The sequence below is a fragment of the Natronotalea proteinilytica genome (assembly GCF_055379935.1).
On sequence record NZ_AP043947.1, the window covers coordinates 2,231,599 to 2,253,038 of the forward strand.

General features: G+C 57.7%; 20 protein-coding genes and 1 pseudogene. 8 read left to right on the forward strand and 13 right to left on the reverse strand.

Annotated features, from left to right (window positions below):
• Positions 1–98: 98 nt before the first annotated feature.
• The 6 genes and pseudogenes from ACZ5AL_RS08840 to ACZ5AL_RS08865 all read left to right on the forward strand — a co-directional run bounded on the left by ACZ5AL_RS08840 (position 99) and on the right by ACZ5AL_RS08865 (position 4,056).
• The gene (locus tag ACZ5AL_RS08840; RefSeq protein WP_464510008.1) at positions 99–899 is read left to right on the forward strand and encodes an aspartate/glutamate racemase family protein; all 801 of its coding nucleotides are present in this window, start codon (positions 99–101) and stop codon (positions 897–899) included.
• 682 nt (positions 900–1,581) lie between these two features.
• Positions 1,582–1,722 (forward strand): annotated as a pseudogene (locus tag ACZ5AL_RS08845) (ATP-dependent helicase C-terminal domain-containing protein); the annotation flags it as partial.
• A 65-nt stretch (positions 1,723–1,787) separates the two neighbouring features.
• Entirely contained in the window at positions 1,788–2,255 is a 468-nt protein-coding gene (locus ACZ5AL_RS08850; RefSeq protein WP_464510009.1) for a hypothetical protein, read from the forward strand.
• Between the two features lie 206 nt (positions 2,256–2,461).
• Entirely contained in the window at positions 2,462–2,932 is a 471-nt protein-coding gene (locus tag ACZ5AL_RS08855; RefSeq protein ID WP_464510010.1) for a hypothetical protein, read from the forward strand.
• Between the two features lie 71 nt (positions 2,933–3,003).
• Complete coding sequence (locus ACZ5AL_RS08860; protein WP_464510011.1) at positions 3,004–3,447, forward strand: hypothetical protein; 444 nt, start codon at positions 3,004–3,006, stop codon at positions 3,445–3,447.
• A 381-nt stretch (positions 3,448–3,828) separates the two neighbouring features.
• Positions 3,829–4,056, forward strand: coding sequence for a hypothetical protein (locus ACZ5AL_RS08865; RefSeq protein WP_464510012.1), 228 nt, complete (start codon positions 3,829–3,831; stop codon positions 4,054–4,056).
• 655 nt (positions 4,057–4,711) lie between these two features.
• Here ACZ5AL_RS08865 and ACZ5AL_RS08870 read toward each other — a convergent pair.
• The 11 genes from ACZ5AL_RS08870 to ACZ5AL_RS08920 form a co-directional block, all read right to left on the reverse strand.
• Positions 4,712–5,545 carry a hypothetical protein gene (locus ACZ5AL_RS08870; protein ID WP_464510013.1) on the reverse strand — a complete coding sequence of 278 codons (834 nt, stop codon included), beginning with the start codon at positions 5,543–5,545 and terminating at the stop codon, positions 4,712–4,714.
• A 110-nt stretch (positions 5,546–5,655) separates the two neighbouring features.
• Positions 5,656–6,813 carry a glycogen-binding domain-containing protein gene (locus tag ACZ5AL_RS08875; protein ID WP_464510014.1) on the reverse strand — a complete coding sequence of 386 codons (1,158 nt, stop codon included), beginning with the start codon at positions 6,811–6,813 and terminating at the stop codon, positions 5,656–5,658.
• Positions 6,814–7,110: 297 nt separating this feature from the next.
• A complete protein-coding gene (locus ACZ5AL_RS08880; protein ID WP_464510015.1) occupies positions 7,111–7,845 on the reverse strand; it encodes an isoamylase early set domain-containing protein in 735 nt (244 codons plus the stop codon).
• Positions 7,835–8,401: an RNA polymerase sigma factor gene (locus ACZ5AL_RS08885; protein WP_464510016.1), complete on the reverse strand. Its 567-nt coding sequence runs from the start codon at positions 8,399–8,401 to the stop codon at positions 7,835–7,837. The genes ACZ5AL_RS08880 and ACZ5AL_RS08885 overlap by 11 nt, the downstream gene beginning before the upstream one ends.
• 132 nt (positions 8,402–8,533) lie before the next feature.
• On the reverse strand, positions 8,534–9,205 hold the full coding sequence (locus ACZ5AL_RS08890; protein ID WP_464510017.1) for a DUF4382 domain-containing protein: 672 nt from the start codon (positions 9,203–9,205) through the stop codon (positions 8,534–8,536).
• Positions 9,206–9,434: 229 nt separating this feature from the next.
• Positions 9,435–9,902, reverse strand: a complete 468-nt coding sequence (locus ACZ5AL_RS08895; protein ID WP_464510018.1) for a nucleoside deaminase — start codon at positions 9,900–9,902, stop codon at positions 9,435–9,437.
• Positions 9,903–9,940: 38 nt separating this feature from the next.
• Complete coding sequence (locus ACZ5AL_RS08900; RefSeq protein ID WP_464510019.1) at positions 9,941–10,936, reverse strand: 3'(2'),5'-bisphosphate nucleotidase; 996 nt, start codon at positions 10,934–10,936, stop codon at positions 9,941–9,943.
• A gap of 70 nt (positions 10,937–11,006) precedes the next feature.
• Positions 11,007–11,471: a type I restriction enzyme HsdR N-terminal domain-containing protein gene (locus tag ACZ5AL_RS08905; protein ID WP_464510020.1), complete on the reverse strand. Its 465-nt coding sequence runs from the start codon at positions 11,469–11,471 to the stop codon at positions 11,007–11,009.
• Between the two features lie 41 nt (positions 11,472–11,512).
• The gene (locus ACZ5AL_RS08910) at positions 11,513–12,739 is read right to left on the reverse strand and encodes a lipocalin-like domain-containing protein (protein ID WP_464510021.1); all 1,227 of its coding nucleotides are present in this window, start codon (positions 12,737–12,739) and stop codon (positions 11,513–11,515) included.
• A gap of 36 nt (positions 12,740–12,775) precedes the next feature.
• Complete coding sequence (locus tag ACZ5AL_RS08915; protein WP_464510022.1) at positions 12,776–15,313, reverse strand: FtsX-like permease family protein; 2,538 nt, start codon at positions 15,311–15,313, stop codon at positions 12,776–12,778.
• Between the two features lie 8 nt (positions 15,314–15,321).
• Positions 15,322–16,017, reverse strand: coding sequence for an ABC transporter ATP-binding protein (locus ACZ5AL_RS08920; protein ID WP_464510023.1), 696 nt, complete (start codon positions 16,015–16,017; stop codon positions 15,322–15,324).
• A gap of 250 nt (positions 16,018–16,267) precedes the next feature.
• On the opposite strand from ACZ5AL_RS08920, the gene ACZ5AL_RS08925 reads away from it, so the two are divergent.
• Positions 16,268–17,551, forward strand: coding sequence for an adenosylhomocysteinase (locus tag ACZ5AL_RS08925; protein WP_464510024.1), 1,284 nt, complete (start codon positions 16,268–16,270; stop codon positions 17,549–17,551).
• Positions 17,552–17,843: 292 nt separating this feature from the next.
• Positions 17,844–18,368: a hypothetical protein gene (locus tag ACZ5AL_RS08930; RefSeq protein WP_464510025.1), complete on the forward strand. Its 525-nt coding sequence runs from the start codon at positions 17,844–17,846 to the stop codon at positions 18,366–18,368.
• Positions 18,369–18,478: 110 nt separating this feature from the next.
• Here ACZ5AL_RS08930 and ACZ5AL_RS08935 read toward each other — a convergent pair whose 3' ends face one another.
• Positions 18,479–19,744 (reverse strand): hypothetical protein, encoded by a 1,266-nt coding sequence (locus ACZ5AL_RS08935; protein ID WP_464510026.1) that lies wholly within the window; start codon positions 19,742–19,744, stop codon positions 18,479–18,481.
• Positions 19,745–19,884: 140 nt separating this feature from the next.
• A complete protein-coding gene (locus ACZ5AL_RS08940) occupies positions 19,885–20,601 on the reverse strand; it encodes a Bax inhibitor-1/YccA family protein (RefSeq protein WP_464510027.1) in 717 nt (238 codons plus the stop codon).
• Between the last annotated feature and the right edge of the window lie 839 nt (positions 20,602–21,440).

The following is a 21,440-nucleotide window of genomic DNA, read 5'->3' on the forward strand; positions in this document are numbered from 1 at the left end:
TTGGCCGCTGCAGGAAGAGAAAAGAAGGCTGGCACATTCGCTACGGGCTTTCGTAAGAGCGGGCGTTCGTAGCGAATGTTTACCAGTGCCAGTTGTGCATGTCCGTATCCACCAAACAAGTTATCGGCGTTTTGGGCGGGATGGGCCCACACGCCGGGGTCGACCTCGTTGATAAGATTACGGCCCAAACCAACGCCTCGTCCGATCACGACCACCTTCCTGTTGCTCTGCTGTCGTATCCGGAGCGCATCGTAGATCGCAGTACTTTTTTGTTTGGGGATACGGATATCAACCCTGCGTTTGCGCTGGCCGACATCCTGCGCCTGCTGGACGAGACCGGGGCGGTTGTGGCTGGCATGCCCTGTAACACAGCACACGCACCGGCTATTTTCGATACGCTTGTGGAAGAGGTAGCTCGCACCGGTCACCAGGTGCGTCTGCTCCACATGATTGACGAGACCGTGCAGTTCATGCAGGATACCATGCCGCATATCAAGACCGTGGGCACGCTCTCTACACAAGCTGTCTATGCATTGGATCTACACCGGACTCCACTCGAAGCCGCCGGGTTCGATGTGGTTACGCCCGATGCCTCTACCAAAGCCCAGGTGAATGATACGATTTTCAGCACCACCTTTGGATTGAAAGCGCAAAGTCACCCACCCACCCCACAGGCCAAGCAGTACCTGCTCGATGCGATTCAGCATCTCATTGACAAAGGTGCTGACGCCGTGGTGCTGGGCTGCACCGAGCTTCCGCTTACCCCCCTTGCCGCCGACATGGACCTGGTTCCGCTCATTGACCCTGCCGAGATTCTGGCTCGGGCGCTCATCGAAGCGGTTCATCCTGATCATTTGAAGCCGCTCGCACCGCGTCTGGCTGCGTTTCAGACGGCTTAGCTAGTGGCGTGTCACACCTGAATGTTATGGTCCCAAATTGTCATCGCGAGGAGGGAGGGCGCGACCGACCTGGCGATCTCATCCCGTTGATTGGGCAGCTACATCCGATCTGATAGCATGAGATTGCACCCCAAGAGCACTTCCTCACTGCAGTCGGGGCGCGTCGCTCCGCTCGCAATGACAAGGGTGTGGGTTTTTCTCGGTACGTTAGGGGGCATAGGCATTACCCCCAAGATTGACGTGTGACAGAGCAGTAAGTAGAGACAGGTATGAAGTTGGGGTTTTGTGCGTTTCAAACCGGTATCATGTGCGCCCCCGACGTTGTTAATACACGCTCTCATTCGTACGGTGCTTCGTTTCGCATAAGTGCCTAATATATGTGATTTGGCAGAATCCCTCCCCCTAAATCCCCCTCCTCTGAGGGGGACTTGATGAAGGCCTTCCACGGTTCCTTCCTCCTCGGGGAGGAAGGGTAGGATGGAGGGCAAACCACCCGGCAACCCCCAAAACCATTGTTGAGGTCACTTAGTGCTCTGTTACACCTGAAAGTTAGGGTACGGAGATCGTGCCAAACTCTGTGTCCCAACCCCTCCAAAAAAACCTGTCATGGTGAGCGCAGCCGAACCATCTCCCCGACGCTCAGCAGGCGCTGGGCGATCGAGCGGCCCTGCTCATTTCGGCGCAGATCACGCAGGATCTGGCGCACTTCTGGGACGAGACGTACTTCGAGGTCAAGAAGGAGATGAAGGGCCGCTATCCCAAGCACTACTGGCCTGATGACCCCTATCGCGCAACAGCCACGCACCGCGTGCGGGCTAAGTGAAAGTCACTGTATCGCAGACCGTTATGAATGCCAGATCAAAATTGAACGGGACGATCTTTCTGCTTTTGTTATTACCTGCATTTGCTTGGGCACAGGAGCCCCCATTCGACACCGTGGAGTCGGAGCAAGTTGGGCTAAATGGAGAGATTACATACGGTGATGGGGTGTCCGAGGTCACAAGTATCCTTGGCGATCCTGACGATATCGAGGAATACTATGTTGAGTTAGCCGATGTAACAGAAACGCAGTATAGATATGGAGACGACCTTATGATCGCATTCGTAGATGAAAAAGTCGAACGCATAAATGTCAAAACATCCGCCCATACCCTCTGCCTGGAAGGGTTTGAACTGCACGTCGGAAACGATATCGATTCAATTGAATCCGCGTTTCCAAAGTCGTATGGATTGATTAACAACTCTAATCAGCCTGGAACTGCTGTAATCGGACTAGACTATGGCGACTATTACTTTATAGAAGTTCGATTTGATGACGAAGGTACGATCACGGAGGTGCGCCATCTCATGTTTTGATTGTCTGATCGCTGATGGGTATCTATTTGAAGCCTTGGTTATGCATGTGGCAGGTAGCCGAGCCCTGAAAGTGCGCCCGTACCTCATCCTGACGCCCCAGGGCGGAATGATCTAAGCGCCGCTCCTTGCAGATGGCCACGCTCCGTGTATGTGGAGCACACCTGATGGGGGCCGGTCAGCGGTGTACTCCGATTGTAACTCTTCAGATGTTGCACCTCATTCAGCATGACATGAAGCCGCTATCCCTCATACTGGCCCTGCTTCTTTTAGCTGGAGTATCAACCGAATCAACCATAGCAGAACCAACCGTAGAGGAATCCAGCCACGCCACCTATCACGTGTCGGATGAATGCCCCGAAGAAGACAACGACAGGGCACGAAGGTGGTTAAAAGATATTTTGGAAAATCAGGAAGCGAGACAGAATGATGGCATTTACGCAGAGCCCGAGGATGTGCGGGTCATGAACAATGATGACGATCCAGAGGCCTGTGCAGAGATTGCAGCCTTCTATGCTGACGTAGAAGACGAACGCCTCAAATATTTTTTCTACACCACGGGGGACTATCATTTTAATGTGTCGGTGTTACGCCCTGGGGTGGAAGATCCGATGGCTCCGCCCAATGGTAACATCTTCGTGTATGATGAAGACCACAACATCATCAAGATATATATTTAGAGTTTGATGGTATCGTGCAAACCTATACACATCCTCCTACGCTTGAAATACTTCACTCCATTCAACTTGAAATGAAGCTCCTATCCCTCATACTGGCCCTGCTTCTTTTCGTCGGAGTGCCACCCGAATCAACCACAGCAGAACCAACCGCAAATGAATCCAGCCATGCCACCTATCACGTGTCGGATGAATGCCCCGAAGAAGACAACGACAGGGCACGAAGGTGGTTAAAAGATATTTTGGAAAATCAGGAAGCGAGACAGAATGATGGCATTTACGCAGAGCCCGAGGATGTGCGGGTCATGAACAATGATGACGATCCAGAGGCCTGTGCAACATTTGCCCCGTTTTTTGCCGATTCAGAAAACGAGCGCCTCCAGCACTTCTTTTACACCACAGGAGACTATCACTTTATTGTAACGGTGCTACGCCCTGAGGTGGAAGATCCGTTAGCTGGCGGGGACAGCATCATGGTTACTGATGCAGACTACAACACGATCAAGTTTTATATTTAGAGTTTGATGGTATCGTGCAAACCTATACAGGTCTTCCCAAGCTCCTAAAGCGCTGCTGGGTCGCGGCGTGCGCGCTGTGCCTGGTCGCGGCTCCGGGCTATGCCCAAGATGTCGCTATCTTCCAGACCGAAGAGGTACCGTACATCCAGGCAAGCGATCTACAGCATGTCACGCTGCATCGTGACAGCGCGAGGGGAAAAAACGAATCTGACGAGTCGGTTGTTGGACAGTCCTCTGCTTTTGCGGAGGTCGTATCCGCTTCTTCGTTGAAGGAGGTATACCGGCTGGTAGGAAGCCCCAAATGCCACAGACCGAGCTGACTCTCCGAGGGACCGGTCCATGTATAGGCTGAGGTATGATGGGGCAACAATCGAATACGAAATGTATCAAGATGGACCCCGGGGCGTTACATCGCTGGAAATGCACTCGTCAGACTGGAAGCTTGCCATTGGGGAAGAAAAGATCTACCCCGGAATGGCCCTCTCCGAGCTGAGTGTTGCCCTCAAAACCACCCGTCGCTCAGGTGACACGCAGCCTTTTGATGATCCTGATATCGATACATACATTTCGATCACCATTGCTGAAGAGAGCCATGACGGATCGCCATAGATCAGAGACATGGGACGAACCCAGTTTGTATTGTATATCAACGACGATACCGAAACAGTTGAAATGATTCATTATCGGCGCCCTCCACTATAGTGTCTTCAAGCTCTGTACACGACAAAAGTCAGACGACGCTTCATCGTAGCGTGTCAATCCTAAAGGATTCGGTTCAGAGACGTTTTTTTCCCTCCATTCTAGCTGTCCTCCCCGGAGAAGAAGGAACCATAGGACGCTCTCATGAAGTCCCCCTCAGAGGAGCTACCGTGTATACACAACTGGTGCATCGCCAGGAGAGGCGGGATGCTGCCGCGTCCGCAGGTCATCCTGACGCCGCTAGGCGGACGGATCTGGGCGCCATCCCTTCAGACTCGGCACGTCCAGGGCGCGAGGGCCCCGCGGGGGTGGTCCCATCGACACTGAGCAGCAGGACACCTCGACTGCAGGGCGCTGAGATGCTTCACTGCATTCAGCATGACATACGTGGCATGACACGCTGGGAATGACATGTAGGGGATGCCCTCTCGTCTCCGGCGACAAGAGGGCGGTTTGCCGGGGTAGCTCCCCCAGAAATCGAATGAGAATTCGCCTCATCCTTTAAACGTCCGCTTGAGTTCACTTCATGCACCTCAACGTACTTCGCAACGCAGAACAGCCCTGCTCATGCAGGCGGTTCACCGGGCGGGTCGGGACGCTCATCGGGCGGGCCGTCTGGAGGGCCAGGCGGGTCGGAACGCCGGTCGGGGGGGCCTACATCAACAGGGGGCCCCGAGGGCACTTGGCCTTGAACAAGGGCGTCTAACACCACAGATGCCGGATGCCCCATCCCAATCGCTCCTGTTGCACGACGCGCAACCACTGACAGGGGTTGATCGCCTTGTTGATGGGCGCGTTCGAGTGCTTGCGGAAGCTGCCGGATCTGAGAAGGCTGGTAAACCGCATGGACTGCAGCATGAGCAAGCTGATGCCCTATCCCACCGGGCTGATCGGCTTCGGGAAGCTGGGGAAGGATCCGTAAGGCCGCCTCAATCCGAGTAGCAGATACCGCTTGACCTGATGCTCCTCCAGGCAGCGTTGTCAGCCAGGATTCGGTTACCTCGGGCGCAAGGTTCTGCTGACGAGCCGCTGTTACGCCACGGATCAGTGCAGTTCGATCTTCGGTCGAAGGCGCCTCCTCATTTATGCCCATTGTCGTACGTCCTTCTTCAGTAGCTAACCACGCGTCGATCAGCGACCCCGCTTCTTGCGTCTGCGTACGGAGCGTTTCCAAAACGGGCTGCATGCGGGTCGGCGGCACATTTTTAGACAATCCCTCCATGACTTTGGTAAGCAGTGCTGTAGCGGGCAAGTTGCTTTCTGCGATCTCAACGGAGGGCTCTATGAGCGCATATGTATCTTCTGCCGATACGCCACGCTGGTTAGCACGCTCGACGACAGACTCTAACATTGATGCAGGCAGTCCAGCCGCTTCTCCGCGTTCGATAAGTTCAGACATGTCGGAAGCCTGCGCAACAGCACACCCTGGCGACAGAACGCTCACCAAAAGCACAGCGCCCAATACACCGGCACAGAGACTTCGCATGTAAGACAAGGTTAACATAGTGCTTACGGGTCTACGATAATAACACCGTTTATGCCTCCAAACGAATCCTCTTCGGTGATCGCCCCATCGGGCAGGTCAATCCAGTTCGGAGTGCTCTCTGTATTCCAGCCGTTCTCATCGTCTACTTTATGGATACGGTACGCATATCGCCCCGGCGACAACGAGAGCGTGGTGTTGTGGCGATCGTTGCTATGCGTTGGCGTTAGGGGCTGACCCGGCAACGCCCAGTCGTTAAAATCGCCGGTGATGTATAGCTGCTTTTCACTTGAAGCAGGCACGGACAGATGGACGGTGTGGCCGTTATCCTCGACGTGCCACAGCGGGTCTTGTGCAGCGAGAGCAGAAGACGACTCGGCCAATACCGACTGATGCCGGAGGCGAACCCCAATCCCTGCATGGTGCCCTGTAGACTGGTCATTATTATCGACAAACGGATGCAGTACAGATGCTTGCACGAAAGCTTCAAGGGGTTCGCTGGGGCGCCACGTAACCTCAGTTCCAACTTGAGCAAATTGTGCCGTTGCGGTGCCCTGTTCTACGTTGTGCGAAGCCCTCTCCTCATCGGAGGAAACAGTGTAGCTGCTCTGATCGATCTGCCCATCAACTGTGACTGACCATGCCGAGGTGGGCCACCATGTAACTGCAGCACTGCCTCCTGTACCGGTTCCCATACTGCTTGCAGAAGCCGGTTGACTCCGATACAGGCGTATCGTGGTGCGTATGTTGTTTTGCATCCACCAATGCACAGCAGACTGCGCAGTAAAGGTGGATGTCCACCCGGACGCCGCTTCGGTTACATCTCCACGATAGCGCCGACCCGACCAGCCTGCGTACCCATCAATTCGTATTGCCCTCGTTGCACGCCACTGCACCATAGGCAGCACCCAGGCGCCATCCTGGCTCGTCTGCAGTTGATACCGTCGGAGTCCCGCATTCAGGCCTACCTCAACGGACTCACCAAGGGCGTGCAGCCCCTGGCTAGTGGCTTGAAGGAGAGGCACCACAGACGATGTGTTGCCCTCGCTTGCACGGCCTCGCGCCTCAAAACGCGCTGTGGTGCGCACATGTGCACGGAATGCCGAACTTTTCCAAGAGAGCATGCCTTCCGGCATTGCACCAGCAAATGTCGGTGTAACAGCAGGGTCCCAGATACGAAGCATAGGATCAGTGTATGGGTTCGTTTGATGCCCAGCCGTTGCTGTAAGTTGTGCTGTGCCGTGTAGCGTTTGCCCATAAACGGGCTCCATGGATCCACCTACCGCAAGGAAAACACACCCTCCGATGAGCATGGCAATGCGATCTATGGAAAAGAATCCCGCAGCAACACGACAGAAGAACGCCATTGATAACAGACCCTACATTGTGTGAAGTACCGCTGGCCCTCGTACGCACCGGTAGGGGGGGCGTTTGAACGGCAAGTGGCACAACCTATTTCATGTGCAGCAACGGACGTGCACCTACAGGCTGAGCACCGCGTTTTGTGCTCCAAATCCGTCGTCGCGCTGTTCTAACGCATAGGGATCCGTCACCCACTCCTCCCCATCAATCACAAACATGTATTCGTGCTCTCCACGCGGCACCGGAATGAGAGCCGTCCATACGGTTTCTCCATCACCGAGGGCGCGCGGCGTAAGCGCCTGCGGTTCCCAGTTGTTGAAGTCGCCAGCGACCGCTACAGAGGTTGCCTCGCTAGCAGGGTATACAAACCGTGCCCAGACGCGTGCATCCGTAGTGGTTGACTCGCTTACAGGGGCAGCCGTCTGGGTAGTCGTAGTTGTTGAGGCCGTGTGCTCGGTGGGTTGAGGGTCGGCTGTGTATAATCCAGCAGCAAACGTAACTGCGCAGAGCACGAGTACAGCCACCGCCTGACGTACACGAAGCAACGGAGTACGCAACAGGGGTTCTATAGCGGCTTGAAGCCGGTCGAGTAGAGGCGTGCGTTTTGTCTCGTTGGCTAATTCATGGGACGCTGAGACAGACGCCTCCCAGGCCGCAAGCGTATCCTCGGTAAACGAGGACGGCACGCTCGGACGAGGTGTTTGCTGAAACGTACGCTGCACGCGATGCTCCATTTGAAGAAGCCGACGAGCCTCTGGCGTATCGGCAATACGATGTAACGCCGCAGCCGCCTCTTCTTCGGTCAGCTCGTCCTCGATAAAACGCTGGACCAGTAGGTCAGGATCATTTGTCATAGGTCGATTCGAGGTAAGCCTGAAGTTTCTTGCGGGCCCGATGCACACGCACCTTTAATGCGCTTACCGATACATCCATGCGCGTTGCCATCGCCTTATAGGGCAATCCGTCGCGATACTTAAGAAGAAACGGAACGGCGTACGTAGGCGGTAGCGCTCGAATGGCCTCCCACACGTGGTCCATCTCCTCAGACCACATCAGTGATTCGTCGCCTCGATCCTCCGAAGCACCCGCTAACTGATGAGTCGTGGCCTTCGTATCGGTGAACGCGTGTGTCTCACGGCGTCGGTTTTTGGCATAGTCGCGGCATCGGTTTAAAGCCATGCTGTACAACCACGCTGCAAAGCGATCAGATTGGTTAAGCTGGTCGAGACGCTCAAACGCACGCAGAAACACATCCTGTGCAAGATCTTCAGCATCACTGGAAACATGGGCATACTGTGTGGTCAGCTCAAAGACCATGTTTCGATACCGATCCAGCAAGGTGCCAAGGGCATCCCGATCGCCCTTCTGGGCAGCACGGACCAACTCGGCATCTGAAGGTGAATCAGGCATGGAAAAGGATGCATGTCAGAGACCGATGCGGGCCTGCCTCAGGGCGTACGTGCTGAGACAGGCCTTACACATCGGCAAGAAGCTGTAGCAACGCAATAGCTCTTTCAAGCGCATGCGCTGTAGCTCCTTAGTTTAGGCATCATCATCGTTTTCATCATCCTCCGTATCGTTGTCCACATCCTGTTCTTCACCATTAACGACCATGGCGTCAGCTTTCACGACTGGCTTGAAGATAAAGCTTCCACTTTCACCGGCCTTAACAAACGACTCTTCCAGGTCAAAGTCGAGGGTGAGCTCTACGCGGTCACTCTCATCCTCAAAGCTAAACGGGGGAAAGTTCACCTTAACGCCTGTTTCCTCTGCGCTGGGCAAACGAAGGTCAGCTTCCTGGATGTCGCCCGACTCATCCTCGTAGAGGACATCTGCTTCTCGGGCTGTTATGAGGCGAATCTGGCTGTACGTACCTTCAGGGAGTGTTGTGTTGGCCATGAGCGTATCCACCCCGTCTTGTAGCTCCGTGAGGTCAACGGTAAACTCATCCACTTCCAGCACAGAAATCCCTCCTTCCCGAGCATCTCCCTCATCAGCCTCGTTGGCAGGAACAACAGCGACTTCTTCAATAGTCACAATGGCTTCAACAATGTCGCCCGGGGCATCAATAAGATAGATTTCAAGCTGTCCCCCGTCGCTCGAACTGGAGTCGAATGCATCGCATCCGGTGTAGGCGACCAGACCTATAGCAAGCAATAGTACAACGCCTAAACGACGTAACGTGTATCCGAGTGTTGAGGTAGAGCGTTTCATAACAAATAAGGCTCAATGAATGAAAACAACAGGCATCTTCTTGTCATGCGCAACTACCGCACATGAAAGAATGCCTCTGTAATGAAGCGCTCAGTAGAAGAGCCAATTCTGAACACGTTACAGACCAAAGTGTAACTAAGCTGCAACAGGCAATGGTCTCGTACTCACCTTTCCTACACGTACTCTTTTTTCGAAGCTCATTGCTGCTTTCCCCTATTGTCGCAGAAGTTCAATACTCAATCCGATCCTCGTACTCGGTCCACGTTTCGAAGGGGGCCCAGCTTTCGTCTTTGAGCACACGCTGCATGGGGATTGTGCGGTCTTCGGGCGGACGGTCGATCTCATTGTAGATGTGCGAGTCATCAAACCCAACGCGAGCGGCCTCGGCGTGCGTGGCGGCATAGTAGACGCAGTCGAGACGAGCCCAGTAGACGGCGCCAAAGCACATCGGGCACGGCTCGCATGAAGTGTAGAGCGTACAGCCCGTCAGATCAAAGTCACCCAGCTCCTGGCAGGCGTTTCGTATGGCCGTGACCTCCGCGTGGGCCGTGGGGTCGCCTGAAGAAGTGACGATATTTGTTCCTTCAGCAATTACATCGTCATCGCGGGCAACGAGTGCAGCAAAGGGGCCGCCGCGACCGGCTTTCACATTCTCCACGGCCAGGGTAATGGCCCGGCGCATCAATTCGGGATTCATGACGTTGATGGGCTTTGTTTGCAGGGGGATGCGGGAATCTATCGCTCGTAGTCGGCCAGCGCCTGAATCACGTCGTCATGGATAGCCCCGCTGGTGGCGACTACGCCGGTGTTCTCGGAAAGCAGCGGTGCATGTGTGAAGTCCAGCGGCTCGCCGTGCATGTCGGAGACGCGCCCGCCGGCTGCTTCCACCACGAGGCGTCCGGCGGCGTGGTCCCAGATCTTCTCGGTGTAGTCGGAGCCGGGGCGGGGCAGGCGGAAGTAGATATCGGCATCGCCACGCGCTACGAGGGCATACTTCGCCTGGCTGTCCATGCGAATGGGAGGCGCGCTGATGCCAAGCATATCGCCCACATCCTTGGCCTTGTCGTGCGCGCTGTGCGCCGACACAAACGAGTCGGTGAAGCGCGCTTCGTCGGCCTGGGCGGTGGTGCGCGTCGAAATGGGAGTGCCTTCAACCTCTGGGTTGTCAAGCGGAAACTGCATGGCGCCCTCGCCCCGCACGGCGATGAACACCTGTCCGTGCGAGGTAGGATCGTCGAGGTTGTCGGGGAGATTCGGGCAAGCCAGAGCGGCCACGGTGGGCAGTCCGTCTTCTACAAGCGCAAGTGCAATCGCGTACTGATCGCCGCGTACGAATCCCTTTGTGCCGTCGATTGGGTCGAGCGTCCAGAAACGGTCGTGGTACTGCGTGGCATTGCCGTGGTCGATCCAGCGGCAGACGGCTTCGGCGTTGGCTGTGGGGTCGTGCGCTTGCACGCGATCGACAACCTGCTTCAGGATGTGCGCCTGCTCCGCGGTCTGAAGCATGGTGCTGTCTTCCTCGGCGATCACCGGCACATCCGGAAATGCCTGTTGCAGGGCATGGCAGATCAGCGCCTGACTCCCAAAGTCGGCCACGGTAACGGGACTGCGGTCGTCTTTTTCGGCAACGGTGTTGTCGATGTCGGCTTGCACAGTTTGGCAGAGCCGTGCAGCGGCGCGAACGGCGCGAAGGGCAGTGGTACGGGTAGAGGCGGTGGCTTCCGAAAACATAGGCAGAACAAGATTCGTGAGTGGCGCAATCTTTTTCAACGTAGGCACTACGCAGCGGAAAAAAGTACTGTTATTCCGCCTTTGCGCACAATTCGTCGTAAGGCGGGAGCTCGTCTAAGAACGTGGCCTGGCCTGCCTCCGGATCCACCCGACAGACGTAGTGCATGTGCCCGTTTGAGGCGATCCAGAAGGGGGCGCCCAGGACCTGATTGTAGCGGCTGGTCTGGTCGAACACGTCCTGCGTGAGCGGCACCGACGGGGCTTTGCATTCGACCAGAAGGAGCGTGTCGCCGCCGCGCGTGTGGGCAACGAGATCGGCCCGCTGCGGGCGCCCCTGCCAGGTAAAGCCCTGCTCCACGGACATCAGCCCGAGCGGGACGCCACGAGTGGTGTTCAGGAAGTGGATCCAGTGCTGGCGCACCCATTCCTCGGGCGTGAGCCGGATGTACTTGCGGCGTACGGGGTCATGAATGTGAGGGGTGCCATCGCGCTCGGTGACGGGCGCGTTGATGGCGGGCAGGGCAAGCGGCTCCACAGGGAGGCAGTCGGTTATTGGCGGATGCAGACGCGGGGGCTCTACGAAACCGGCCCGGCGGATGCTCCATCGGCATAGCCAGTCAACTCCACGTAGCCACGACCGGAGAGCGGGGCCTCGCCCGACATGCCGTCAATACGCACCGCACCCTCCCAGTAGCGCACCGACACGTCCATCTCCTGCCCCGGAAAGTACGACTCGACCGCGAAGTCCAGGTCGTACTCAGGCAGGCGCATCTGCCAGGCCACCGGATATTCGCTTTCGTTGTCGATGGTGCTGGTCCACGTATCGGTGACTTCGAGCTCGACGTCTTCGCGCTCAATGAGCGTAGACGAGCCATCTTCTTCGACCAGAATGCCCTTGCTGTAAGTGCTGGGCGTGCCGTCGTCATTTCGGAGCTGATAGTACATCAGTTCACGTCCGTCATCGAACTGCAGCGAGAACCAGTCCCACCCTTCCTGGTCTTCGGCGAGTGCGCTGGTGCTCCATTCGCGATCCATCCAGCTCTGGCCGGATACGGAGACGGTATCGCCTTCGATCATGATCTGGCCTTTGGTGTCGAGGCGGGTGTACGAGTAATAGTAGGAAGCGTTGCCCGAGCCAGGCCCTTTCTGGCTGAGGCCCCGGTCACCCTGAAAGACAGGGGGCTTACGCGGCGTGACGGTCAGGTCGATAGCCATCTCTTCGTCGCTTACGTCGAGGCGCAACGGAAAGGTGGAATCGTCGGGTGTTGCATCGGGCGTTTGGGAGATGGGTTCTGCGCTGGCGATCTGCCAGTCGTCAAGCCACACGCGAAACGGCTGCGCCTGTGCTCCGGCAAGTCCGGCGCCGCCGCGAGCAAAGCGTTCCGTGCTCAGGTGCCAGGCCCGGTCGATATGGCTCATGCCAAAGTGACCCATGTAGAACTGGTTGGTGCGCCAGTCTTCGGGGTCGGCGTGCTCGGCATCGGCGGAGTCAGGCGGGGTAAGTGCAGAGCGGAAGATCGTGAACTTGAAGCCGTAGTGCTCTCCGTCGTCGCCGTCGAGGTTACCCGTGAGGTACCACCACTCGGTCTGGAAGCCCGGATGCGGACCGTGGTCGTCAGGAAACGAGAAGTCGATCACGCGGTCGGCGCGGTCGTATCCCGTCGTGTCGGTGCTTCCCATGGCCTCGGCCACAGCCGTCGTCGTTCGGATGGAGGCCTCGTCCACAGCAGGCTCCGACAGCCAGTAGGCCCCAACTCCAAGAAGCAGGGCAATCGCGATGAGAATGAGCAGGAGGCGGTTCATGATAGGTACGTGTTGACAGAGTACGTGGGGAAGCGGCTATTCCTCTTTCAACGCCAGCGCCGGATTAGCGGTGGCCATTTTTCGTGCTGGGTAGAGGCCCGCGAGGAGCGCGGCAGCGATGGCAAGAACCACCGCCTGCAGCAAGATGCCAGCCGACACATCCATCTGGAGGGTCCATCCGAAAGAACGCAGGTTGATCACGTAGATGAGCACGTACGCCAGCGCATAGCCCAGCGGGAGCGATAGGAGTCCGGCAAAGAGACCCATCAGCCCGGTTTGCATCGTCACGAGGCCGCCGACCTGGCCGGGCGTCATGCCGGAGGCGCGCATCACTGCAAACTCGCGGTTGCGCTCCAGCTGAAGCGCCATCAGCGCGGTGAGCACGCCGATGAAAGCGACGAGGATGGCAAGCAGCCGCAGCACATTCGTGACAGCGAACGTCTGGTCGAAGATGTCCATGGAGGCCTCACGCAGTGCCTGGTTGGACTGAATGAGCACGTCCTGCACACCGCTGGCTTCAGCGCGTAGATCGGCGATTAGCGCATCTACATCTATGCCAGACGCGGCAGTAACGGCCACGCCCGACACACGGTCGTCGTCGTAGTGGCGATCGTAGGTTGCGCGGCTCATCAGCACGCTGCCCATGTCAGAGGCATAGTCGAAGTACACGGCACGGACCGCAAAGTCGCGCTCCCCCTGGTCGGTTTGCAGCGTGAGGGTGTCGCCAGTTTCAACACCATAGCGGTTGCTGTACGGCTCCGACACCAGAACCACATCATCAGTCTCAAACGCGTCCCAAACGGCCCCCTCCTGCGATTTCAGTTCGTAGGTATCCGGCGTTTGTGGACCAGGGGTGATGGCGATGAGTTCGGTCGGCCCCACATTGGCCGTCACGTCTACGCTACGCACGGTGTAGACGCCGTCCACGCCGTCGGTGTCGCGAATCGCGTCGACCAGAGCGGGCACTACGGTAGCGGTGGACTGCCGGAAGCTTGGGCTGGGGGCCTGAACGTATACATCGGCCTGCAGCGACTGCTGGAGCCACGTTTCGACGGTGCCGCGAAAGCTGTCGATCATAATGCCGACGCCGATGGTGGCGGCAACCGCTACGGTCAGCGCGGCGATGGCCACGCCCGTGCGGCTCAGCGTGCTCACCACGCCCCGCGCCGCCATTCGTCCGAGCACCCCCGACACGGCATCCATAACAGGGCGCGCAGCTTTGGCCATGCCAATTACCGCGAGGGGAGTGGCCGCCGTTATGCCCAGAATGAGCAGGAGGAGTCCGACATAGCTCCACGCGATGCTGCCTCCAATCAGAGCAAGGATCGCCACGCCAACGCCAGCGAGTCCTGCACCGCCGAGAGCGAGCATTGGAGCGCGCTGTTGTATGTTGGATTCGGAGGTAGATCGCTGCAAGACCATGCTTACCGGCGCGTTGGCCGCCTCGCGTGCCGGGAAAAGTGCCGCCACCATCGTGAGCCCAAGTCCGAGTCCGGCACCCTTGGCGAGCGTCCACGGGGCAATGGAAAGCTGTTGCACCGTAACCACAAAGTAGAGATCGGTGATTGTGCGGGTGATGATCTGCACCAGTCCCTGGGCGAGCACGATACCCGCGAGCACGCCCAGAATGGTCCCGGCCAGCCCGAGCACAGCCGCCTCCGACAGGACCAGGCGAAAGATCTCCTGCTTGGTGACGCCCAGCGCGCGCAGGCGTCCGATGAGCGGACGCCGCTGCACGACCGAGAACAGCATCGTGTTGTAGATGAGAAATGCGCCCACAACCAGCGCGAGCAGGCTCAGCGCCGTCAGGTTCAGATCGAAGGCGCGGGTCATCTGCGCGATGGTGTCGGTCCGGGTCTCCGAGCGCTGCAGATGGATCCCCTCTGGCAACGCGGTCCGCAAGCGCTCCTCGGTCGACTCATCCTCGATGATGGCGTCGATGCGAGAGAGCTGTCCGCGCGCATCCAACAGGCGCTGTGCGGTTGCAATGTCGGTGACGATGAGATTTTCGACGGCCCGGCGGCTGCGTTCGTCGTCGGGCTCAAGCACGCCCATGAGTTCTACCGTGTGCTGCACGCCCTCGACCGACACCGATAGCGACTGCCCGGGCTCCACGCCCAATTCGCGGGCGGTTTCGGCGCCGATGAGCACGGTAGAGCGTGCCAGAAGCGGCTCCAGCTCCAGGTCGCTATCCGGTCCGAATCCGGCATACGGACGAAACGGCCCTTCGGCGAATGGGTCTACGCCCAGGAGCTGAAACGTGCGTGCTTCATCAGCCCCCTCCACAGTCGCGTAGCCTTCAACTACAGGGGCAATGGTGCGGAAGCGGTGCTCGGTGCGAAGGGCGCGGTAGACATCCTCGCTCAGCCCCTCGCCGGCTCCGACTACCTGGTGGGTTGCTTCGCCAGTGACGGTGTCAGTAGAAAGACGAAAGGCGTCGGATGCGCTCGTATTGGCCAGGTCGATGGCTACAACGATAGCCACACCCAACGCGATGCCCAGCACCGAGAGTGCCATCAGCCAGGGGTGGCTGCGCAGGTACTGAGCACTGGATCGAGATAGCAGGGAAGACATGGGATGACTTAAATCGAGAGTAGAGCACTAAGAGAGCCGTCGTGGAGCGTGCCGTTATGGAGCGTGATCGTGCGATCCGCCTGATCAGCCAGGCTCTCATCGTGCGTGGCAATCAGCAGCGTGGTGTCGTGCTCGCGCACCATATCGGTGAGCAGGCTAAGCACCTGGCGACCCGTTTCGTAGTCCAGGCTGCCCGTGGGCTCGTCGGCTAGAAGAAGAAGCGGCTCGTGAGCCAGTGCCCGTGCAATAGCAACGCGCTGTTGCTCGCCGCCTGAAAGCCGATCGGGATAGCTGTTGCCCCGGTCGGGCAGCCCTACGCGCTCAAGCAGGTGGGACACGCGCGCATCCGCCTTGTCGGACTGTCCGCTTAGTTCCAGCGGCAGCGCGATGTTCTCGGCGACGGTGAGCGTCGGGATCAGGTTGAGCGACTGAAAGACAAACCCGATGTGCTTACGCCGGAAGCGGGTGCGCTCTGTATCCGACAGGATAGTCAGGTCGGTATCGTTGTAGCGGATGACGCCCGCGTCGGGACGATCGATGCCGCTGACCAGATTCAAGAGCGTGCTCTTTCCAGCGCCGCTACGCCCCATGAGTACAACGAACGCCCCCGCATCCAGGTCGGCCTGCACGCCATCCAGTACGGTACGTGTGGCCTCGCCTTCTGCGTAGGACTTTTGCACGTTCGAAAGATGAAGCAGCGCCATGCCTATAGATCGTATGGGTTAGATATTTACAGATGCATTTCACCTACAGCAGAATTGCGATGTTCTCTGGATATGTGGGTATTTGCACTTCGTTACGACGGTCGATGCGCCGTGAAGAAGCGAGTGACACAATAACGTATGCCCGTGTGGGATGTAGGTTAAATCTTAAGGATAGAGGGAGCACCCGAATCTATGTACCGTATAGTTATCGATATTTATTGACCACTCTGAACAACGACACCACAACTTGATGGATCACAAGGAAGGGGCATACAAAGTACGCGATATTAGTTTAGCACCGAAAGGGCGCAAGCGCATCGAATGGGCGGAGAGCCGCATGCCGGTGCTCATGCAACTGCGCGAAGAGTTTTCCGAGAGCAAGCCGTTTGAGGGTTACAAAATTGCGGGCTGCCTGCACGTTACGAAAGAGACAGCCGTGCTGATCGAAACGCTGGCGGCCTGTGGCGCCGAAGTGGCCTGGAGCGGATGCAACCCGCTCTCGACCAACGACGAAGTGGCGGCTGCACTCGCCGAGAACGGCATGACCGAAATCTACGCCTGGCACGGCCAGGATACCGAGGCGTTCTACTGGAGCATCGACCAGACCATCCAGCCGAAGGCGCCGCACCTGACGCTCGATGACGGCGCGGACCTCATCTTCCGTGTCCACTCGGAATACCCCGAGATGGCGGATACCATCGTCGGCGGCTCCGAAGAAACTACAACCGGTGTGCACCGCCTGCGCGCGATGGACAACGACGGCAAGCTGCTCTACCCGGTCTTTGCGGTGAACGATGCCGAAACGAAGTGGGACTTCGACAACGTGTACGGCACCGGTCAGAGCACAATTGACGGCATCCTGCGCGCTTCCAGTGTAATGCTCGCCGGCAAGAACTTTGTCGTAGCGGGATACGGACACTGCAGCCGCGGCGTGGCGATGCGCGCGAAGGGCATGGGCGCCAACGTGATCGTAACTGAAGTGAAGCCGACCGCTGCACTGAAAGCCACGCTCGACGGCCATCGCGTGATGACGATGGACGAAGCCGCCAAGATCGGCGATATCTTCGTTACGGCCACCGGCATGAAGAACGTCATTCGTGGACGCCACTTCTTGAGTATGAAGGATGGCGCCATTGTGTCGAACACCGGCCACTACGACGTGGAGCTCAACCTTGAAGAGCTGGCCGAGCTTTCGGTCGATACGCGCGAGGTGCGTGAGAACAACCGCGAGTACACCATGGAGAACGGCAAGCGCGTCTTCGTGCTCGCCGACGGACGCCTCGTGAACCTTGCGGCTGCCGAAGGGCACCCGAGCGAAGTGATGGACATGAGCTTTGCCAACCAGTTCATGGCGCACTTGAAGCTCGTCCAGAGCCATGAGTCCAGCGAGCAGTTGGGCCCGCACGTGATCGACTTGCCCGAGGAGCTCGATCAGGAGATCGCGCGCATCAAGCTCGAAACGATGGGCATCGAAATCGACAGCCTGACGGACGAGCAGGTCGCCTACGCCACCGACTACTCGGCCGGCACCTGATGCACGGGCAACACCTCCTGCAACACAAACCGCCGTCCCAAGCCTACGTGCTCAGGGCGGCGGTTTTTTTTTACGTACTGCCATCGCAAATGAAGTGAAGAGGTCCGTCTTGAAATACAGACGTGCTAATCACACATAATGCCACTTGCGTCAATCTCACATCTTCCAACTGTAACGCTTCTCCCCACGCATCCACATAGAACCGCATCGTGGGCAGGTTATGCATGGTGTTGACCTGCTTTTGCGATTGCTTATCACACCGTATACCTATTGCACAATTTAAGACGTTGTTATGGCTACGCAAGCTGACTCTCCCGACACACAGACTTCTACTGCCACACGCACCATTAGCCCGTGGGACTGGTGGCGCGGCGCGCTGGCCGGGTTCATTGGTAGTATGGGATTCGGACTCATGATGGCCTTTATCATGCCGCCTCCGTTGCTTGAGGTGGTAATTCCCAATATGTATGGCATTGCCGCCACCCCCGACAATCCAGCACCCCTTGCCGGATGGTTTTTCCACCAGTTCCATGGCGTGATGCTGGGACTCGCCTTCGTTGCCTACGTTGAACTGCCTTCAGTGCGAGCCTGGCAAGATGCACGTACGCTGTCGGGCGGACTCATTCACGCATTGATTTGGGGCGTGGCCACCACGATCCTCCTCGCCGTGCTCGTCATGCCGCTGTGGCTGCAAACGGTTGGCTTCCCCGAAGCGCCCCCCTTCCCGAACATTGGAGCGCCCACGGTCATGAGCCTCATCGGACACATTGTGTATGCCCTGCCGCTGGGCATTCTGTATTCGATGTATCGCAACTAATCACGTAAACATACCGTGCATCATCCGGCGCCCGCCTCGCTCATTCTCGATGGGCAGGGGCGGGCGTTTGGCATGGGGGCGCATTATATCCTACATCCACCTGTTTGGCGCTACAGCCCTTGGATCGTCCCAACACGCACATGCCGATCTTCTTTTGTGGCGTCCGTCCAGGCCACCCAAACCGCGCCTGATGTGCGTTCGAGTAGAGGAAACCCGCTACTTCGCGATGTAGAGATCGGCATAAGCGACTCACTCGGCATCGCCCCTTCGTCATTGACTACACGTGCCATGAGGGTTCCATCCGCCGAATGGTCACCCTCTGCGTTCTCCAACCAGGTAACCAGCGTCCGCTCCTCATCGACAGCCACCGCCCCCACCCGACCGACAGCCTGCCCTTCGTCCATGCGGACGGGGTCGCTGAATGCATCGCCCGTGCTGATGGTAGACGCCCAAAACACGCGGGGCTCGTTCTCGTGACGCGTAAACCACACGGCATCGGTGGTGGTGCCACGACGAACCATAGCCGGGCCTTCAACCGGACACGCGGAAATCTGCCAGTCGTCTACAGCCACACGGCCCTCGCTCTTCTGATCCTGAGGCGTAACCCGTACGGACGCGATATCGCGGATCTCGGCGTCGCTGCGGTCGCGATACAATACGCGCACGTCGGATCCCTCGCGCACGGAAGCCGTCATGCAGCAATCGCACACCTGATCGTCCAACTCGATGTCGCGCGATGGCTGGGACTCGCCCGGTTCGAAGCGGGCCCAGCGCAGGCTCATCTCCCCCTGATGTGACGCGTGGGTATTGTGGCTCGCCGCGTTCTCGTGAGACGCCTCGCTGTCTACCGTGTAGCGTCCATCCAGCCACGTCACCCCCAGCGCTCCATCCTCCAGCACAACCGATGAAAGAAACCCGTGCTCGGCGGGTCGTCCCTCGCCATGAAGTATAAACGGCTCGCCCCAGGTTTCCCCGCCGTCGTTCGACCAGGCCGCGTGGATGTTGTAATGATACGTGCCGGGTCCACTGCGCACGAGCCAGTGGGCAAAGAGCCAATCGCCTACCGGACGCACGCCGGGCGTATCCGCCCAGTTCGCGAACCAATCATCGCCCTCGGCAACGGTCTGCGGTGTGCTCCAGTCATTGCCATCGTAGCGGATAAACTGCAGGGCATGCCCCGCGTCGGTATCTGCCAGATAGGAAAGCAGCAGACGATCTTCCGCATCCACAGAGAGGCGTGGCGCAAAGGTAGCCCCCTCAACAGGAATCTCGACCGATGAAAGCGAAAGGGCATCGGGAGAATCGGATGGACTGCAGGCGCCAAGCCCAACGGCGACTAGACCCAGCACTACAGCGGAGAATAGCAATGATCGCATATGCGGAGGGTGCCGGTGGGGCATCAGTGAATCAGGCGGACGTTCATCTACACCTCCAACTAAACAACGATGGCGGAGACATGCCAAAAGCAATGCCTCCGCCATCGATTAGAACGCCTGTGAGACTTGATCGTCCTCTGTTAGTCGCCCTGCATGAACAGAGACAAGACGTACCAGAAGAGCAGGCCCAGCGACGCAAACAGCTCCAGCGAAGCGGCTACGTAGCGATCCTGCGGATAGTGGTGCAGCACATTCGAGGTATCGTAGAGGATAGCGGCTCCAGCAAACACGATCATGCCCACGGAGAAGAACGTGCCCAGTTGATATCCGAAGAGCGCTCCACCTACGATCAAGACCAGCGCACCGACACCGCCCCAGATAAGCAAGCTGCGCAGAAAAGAAAAGTCTTTGCGCGTGTAGAACGCGATAAAGGTGAGTCCGCCAAATCCAAGCAGCGTAACCGAGGCGGCGCTTTCAATGGTACCGGGGGCCACCTGTTGAGCCATCACCAGCAGCGGCACGAGGATGAGCGCCTGCGCCACCACAAAGGCGGCCAACGCCAGATACTGCGTGCCGAGCCCTTGGGCCTGATGGGCAGCCCGGCTTGCCAACCAGCTTATTAGGATAAATCCACCCAGCGGAACGAGCCAGCTTATGCTGAGCATGGCCTGCGCGATAGGCTCAGCAAAGCCTAGCGAGAATAAGCCATAGAGAACGGCAACGAGTCCAACGACAGCACTAGCCAGGTGCAGATAGGTGCGCAAGATAAAGGTAGCTCGGGTTTCGGTGTCGGCCATTGCCACAGCCGACGATGCCGCCCAGTCGGGATAATCAGCACGGCGAGACGAAGAGGACATAAAGAGATACAATTAGGTTATGGATACAGACAGCGTTAAACATCCACTCACACCAACAAGCTATTCAGAGGATCCTGCCTTGCGTAATTCTCCAACGCGCTTTTCTCGTTCTCTCCTCTTCCCAGAAGCTGTTTCTCTGCCGCTACGCCTGTGTCACAGGTCAATCTTCGGGTAACACATGTACTCTCTAACGTACCGAGCCCCCTTTGAACTCTCGTCGCGATGTACAACAGGCATGACCTACGGCCCCTCTGCGTCGCGACGAAGTGCGGACGCTCTGCGTCCTTCTGTTTCCGCGTGTTCTCTCTGAAGGAGAACGGGGGGTCTTGTACGCGGTGTCAGATGGGCTGACGGCGGGTGTTGAGATCCCTCCGCCGGGGACGTCGGGATAACAGCAAGATAAGGAAGGCTGCCCACTCGACCCTAAGCTGCTGAGCGTCGAGGAGATGGTTCGGCTGCGCTCACCATGACAGGTTTTTTGGAGGGGATTGTGACACAGAGTTTGGCACGGTCCCCGTACCCAAATAATCAGCTGTGACACACTACATGGAATACGGAGGCCGCAGAGCACGCTGTGACGGTACGAGACCTTGCACGCTGAAAGACGACCCTCGCTCTAAAACATTCAGGTATGACAGCCCACTGGCGCCTTGTCGCTCAATACGCCATATCCCCCATGCGGAGGGTATGGTTTTCCGTATATGCCTGTGATCGTGCACCTGATCACATGCATACAGCAATTCATTTCACAAATGACTTGACAGAATGTGCATCTTCGTCTTATATTTGAAACCGAAGCGCTCATGCACTGCAATGCTCCAATCCAATCAATGTGTGCA

What these genes read in the sequence shown, in the direction of transcription:
- ACZ5AL_RS08840 (WP_464510008.1), top strand. Translation starts at nt 99, where the DNA reads ATGTCCGTATCCACCAAACAAGTTATCGGCGTTTTGGGCGGGATGGGC.
- ACZ5AL_RS08855 (WP_464510010.1), top strand. Translation starts at nt 2,462, where the DNA reads ATGTTGCACCTCATTCAGCATGACATGAAGCCGCTATCCCTCATACTG.
- ACZ5AL_RS08860 (WP_464510011.1), top strand. Translation starts at nt 3,004, where the DNA reads ATGAAGCTCCTATCCCTCATACTGGCCCTGCTTCTTTTCGTCGGAGTG.
- ACZ5AL_RS08865 (WP_464510012.1), top strand. Translation starts at nt 3,829, where the DNA reads ATGTATCAAGATGGACCCCGGGGCGTTACATCGCTGGAAATGCACTCG.
- ACZ5AL_RS08870 (WP_464510013.1), bottom strand. Translation starts at nt 5,545, where the DNA reads ATGTCTGAACTTATCGAACGCGGAGAAGCGGCTGGACTGCCTGCATCA.
- ACZ5AL_RS08875 (WP_464510014.1), bottom strand. Translation starts at nt 6,813, where the DNA reads ATGCTTCGTATCTGGGACCCTGCTGTTACACCGACATTTGCTGGTGCA.
- ACZ5AL_RS08880 (WP_464510015.1), bottom strand. Translation starts at nt 7,845, where the DNA reads ATGACAAATGATCCTGACCTACTGGTCCAGCGTTTTATCGAGGACGAG.
- ACZ5AL_RS08885 (WP_464510016.1), bottom strand. Translation starts at nt 8,401, where the DNA reads ATGCCTGATTCACCTTCAGATGCCGAGTTGGTCCGTGCTGCCCAGAAG.
- ACZ5AL_RS08890 (WP_464510017.1), bottom strand. Translation starts at nt 9,205, where the DNA reads ATGAAACGCTCTACCTCAACACTCGGATACACGTTACGTCGTTTAGGC.
- ACZ5AL_RS08895 (WP_464510018.1), bottom strand. Translation starts at nt 9,902, where the DNA reads ATGAATCCCGAATTGATGCGCCGGGCCATTACCCTGGCCGTGGAGAAT.
- ACZ5AL_RS08900 (WP_464510019.1), bottom strand. Translation starts at nt 10,936, where the DNA reads ATGTTTTCGGAAGCCACCGCCTCTACCCGTACCACTGCCCTTCGCGCC.
- ACZ5AL_RS08910 (WP_464510021.1), bottom strand. Translation starts at nt 12,739, where the DNA reads ATGAACCGCCTCCTGCTCATTCTCATCGCGATTGCCCTGCTTCTTGGA.
- ACZ5AL_RS08915 (WP_464510022.1), bottom strand. Translation starts at nt 15,313, where the DNA reads ATGTCTTCCCTGCTATCTCGATCCAGTGCTCAGTACCTGCGCAGCCAC.
- ACZ5AL_RS08920 (WP_464510023.1), bottom strand. Translation starts at nt 16,017, where the DNA reads ATGGCGCTGCTTCATCTTTCGAACGTGCAAAAGTCCTACGCAGAAGGC.
- ACZ5AL_RS08925 (WP_464510024.1), top strand. Translation starts at nt 16,268, where the DNA reads ATGGATCACAAGGAAGGGGCATACAAAGTACGCGATATTAGTTTAGCA.
- ACZ5AL_RS08930 (WP_464510025.1), top strand. Translation starts at nt 17,844, where the DNA reads ATGGCTACGCAAGCTGACTCTCCCGACACACAGACTTCTACTGCCACA.
- ACZ5AL_RS08935 (WP_464510026.1), bottom strand. Translation starts at nt 19,744, where the DNA reads ATGCGATCATTGCTATTCTCCGCTGTAGTGCTGGGTCTAGTCGCCGTT.
- ACZ5AL_RS08940 (WP_464510027.1), bottom strand. Translation starts at nt 20,601, where the DNA reads ATGTCCTCTTCGTCTCGCCGTGCTGATTATCCCGACTGGGCGGCATCG.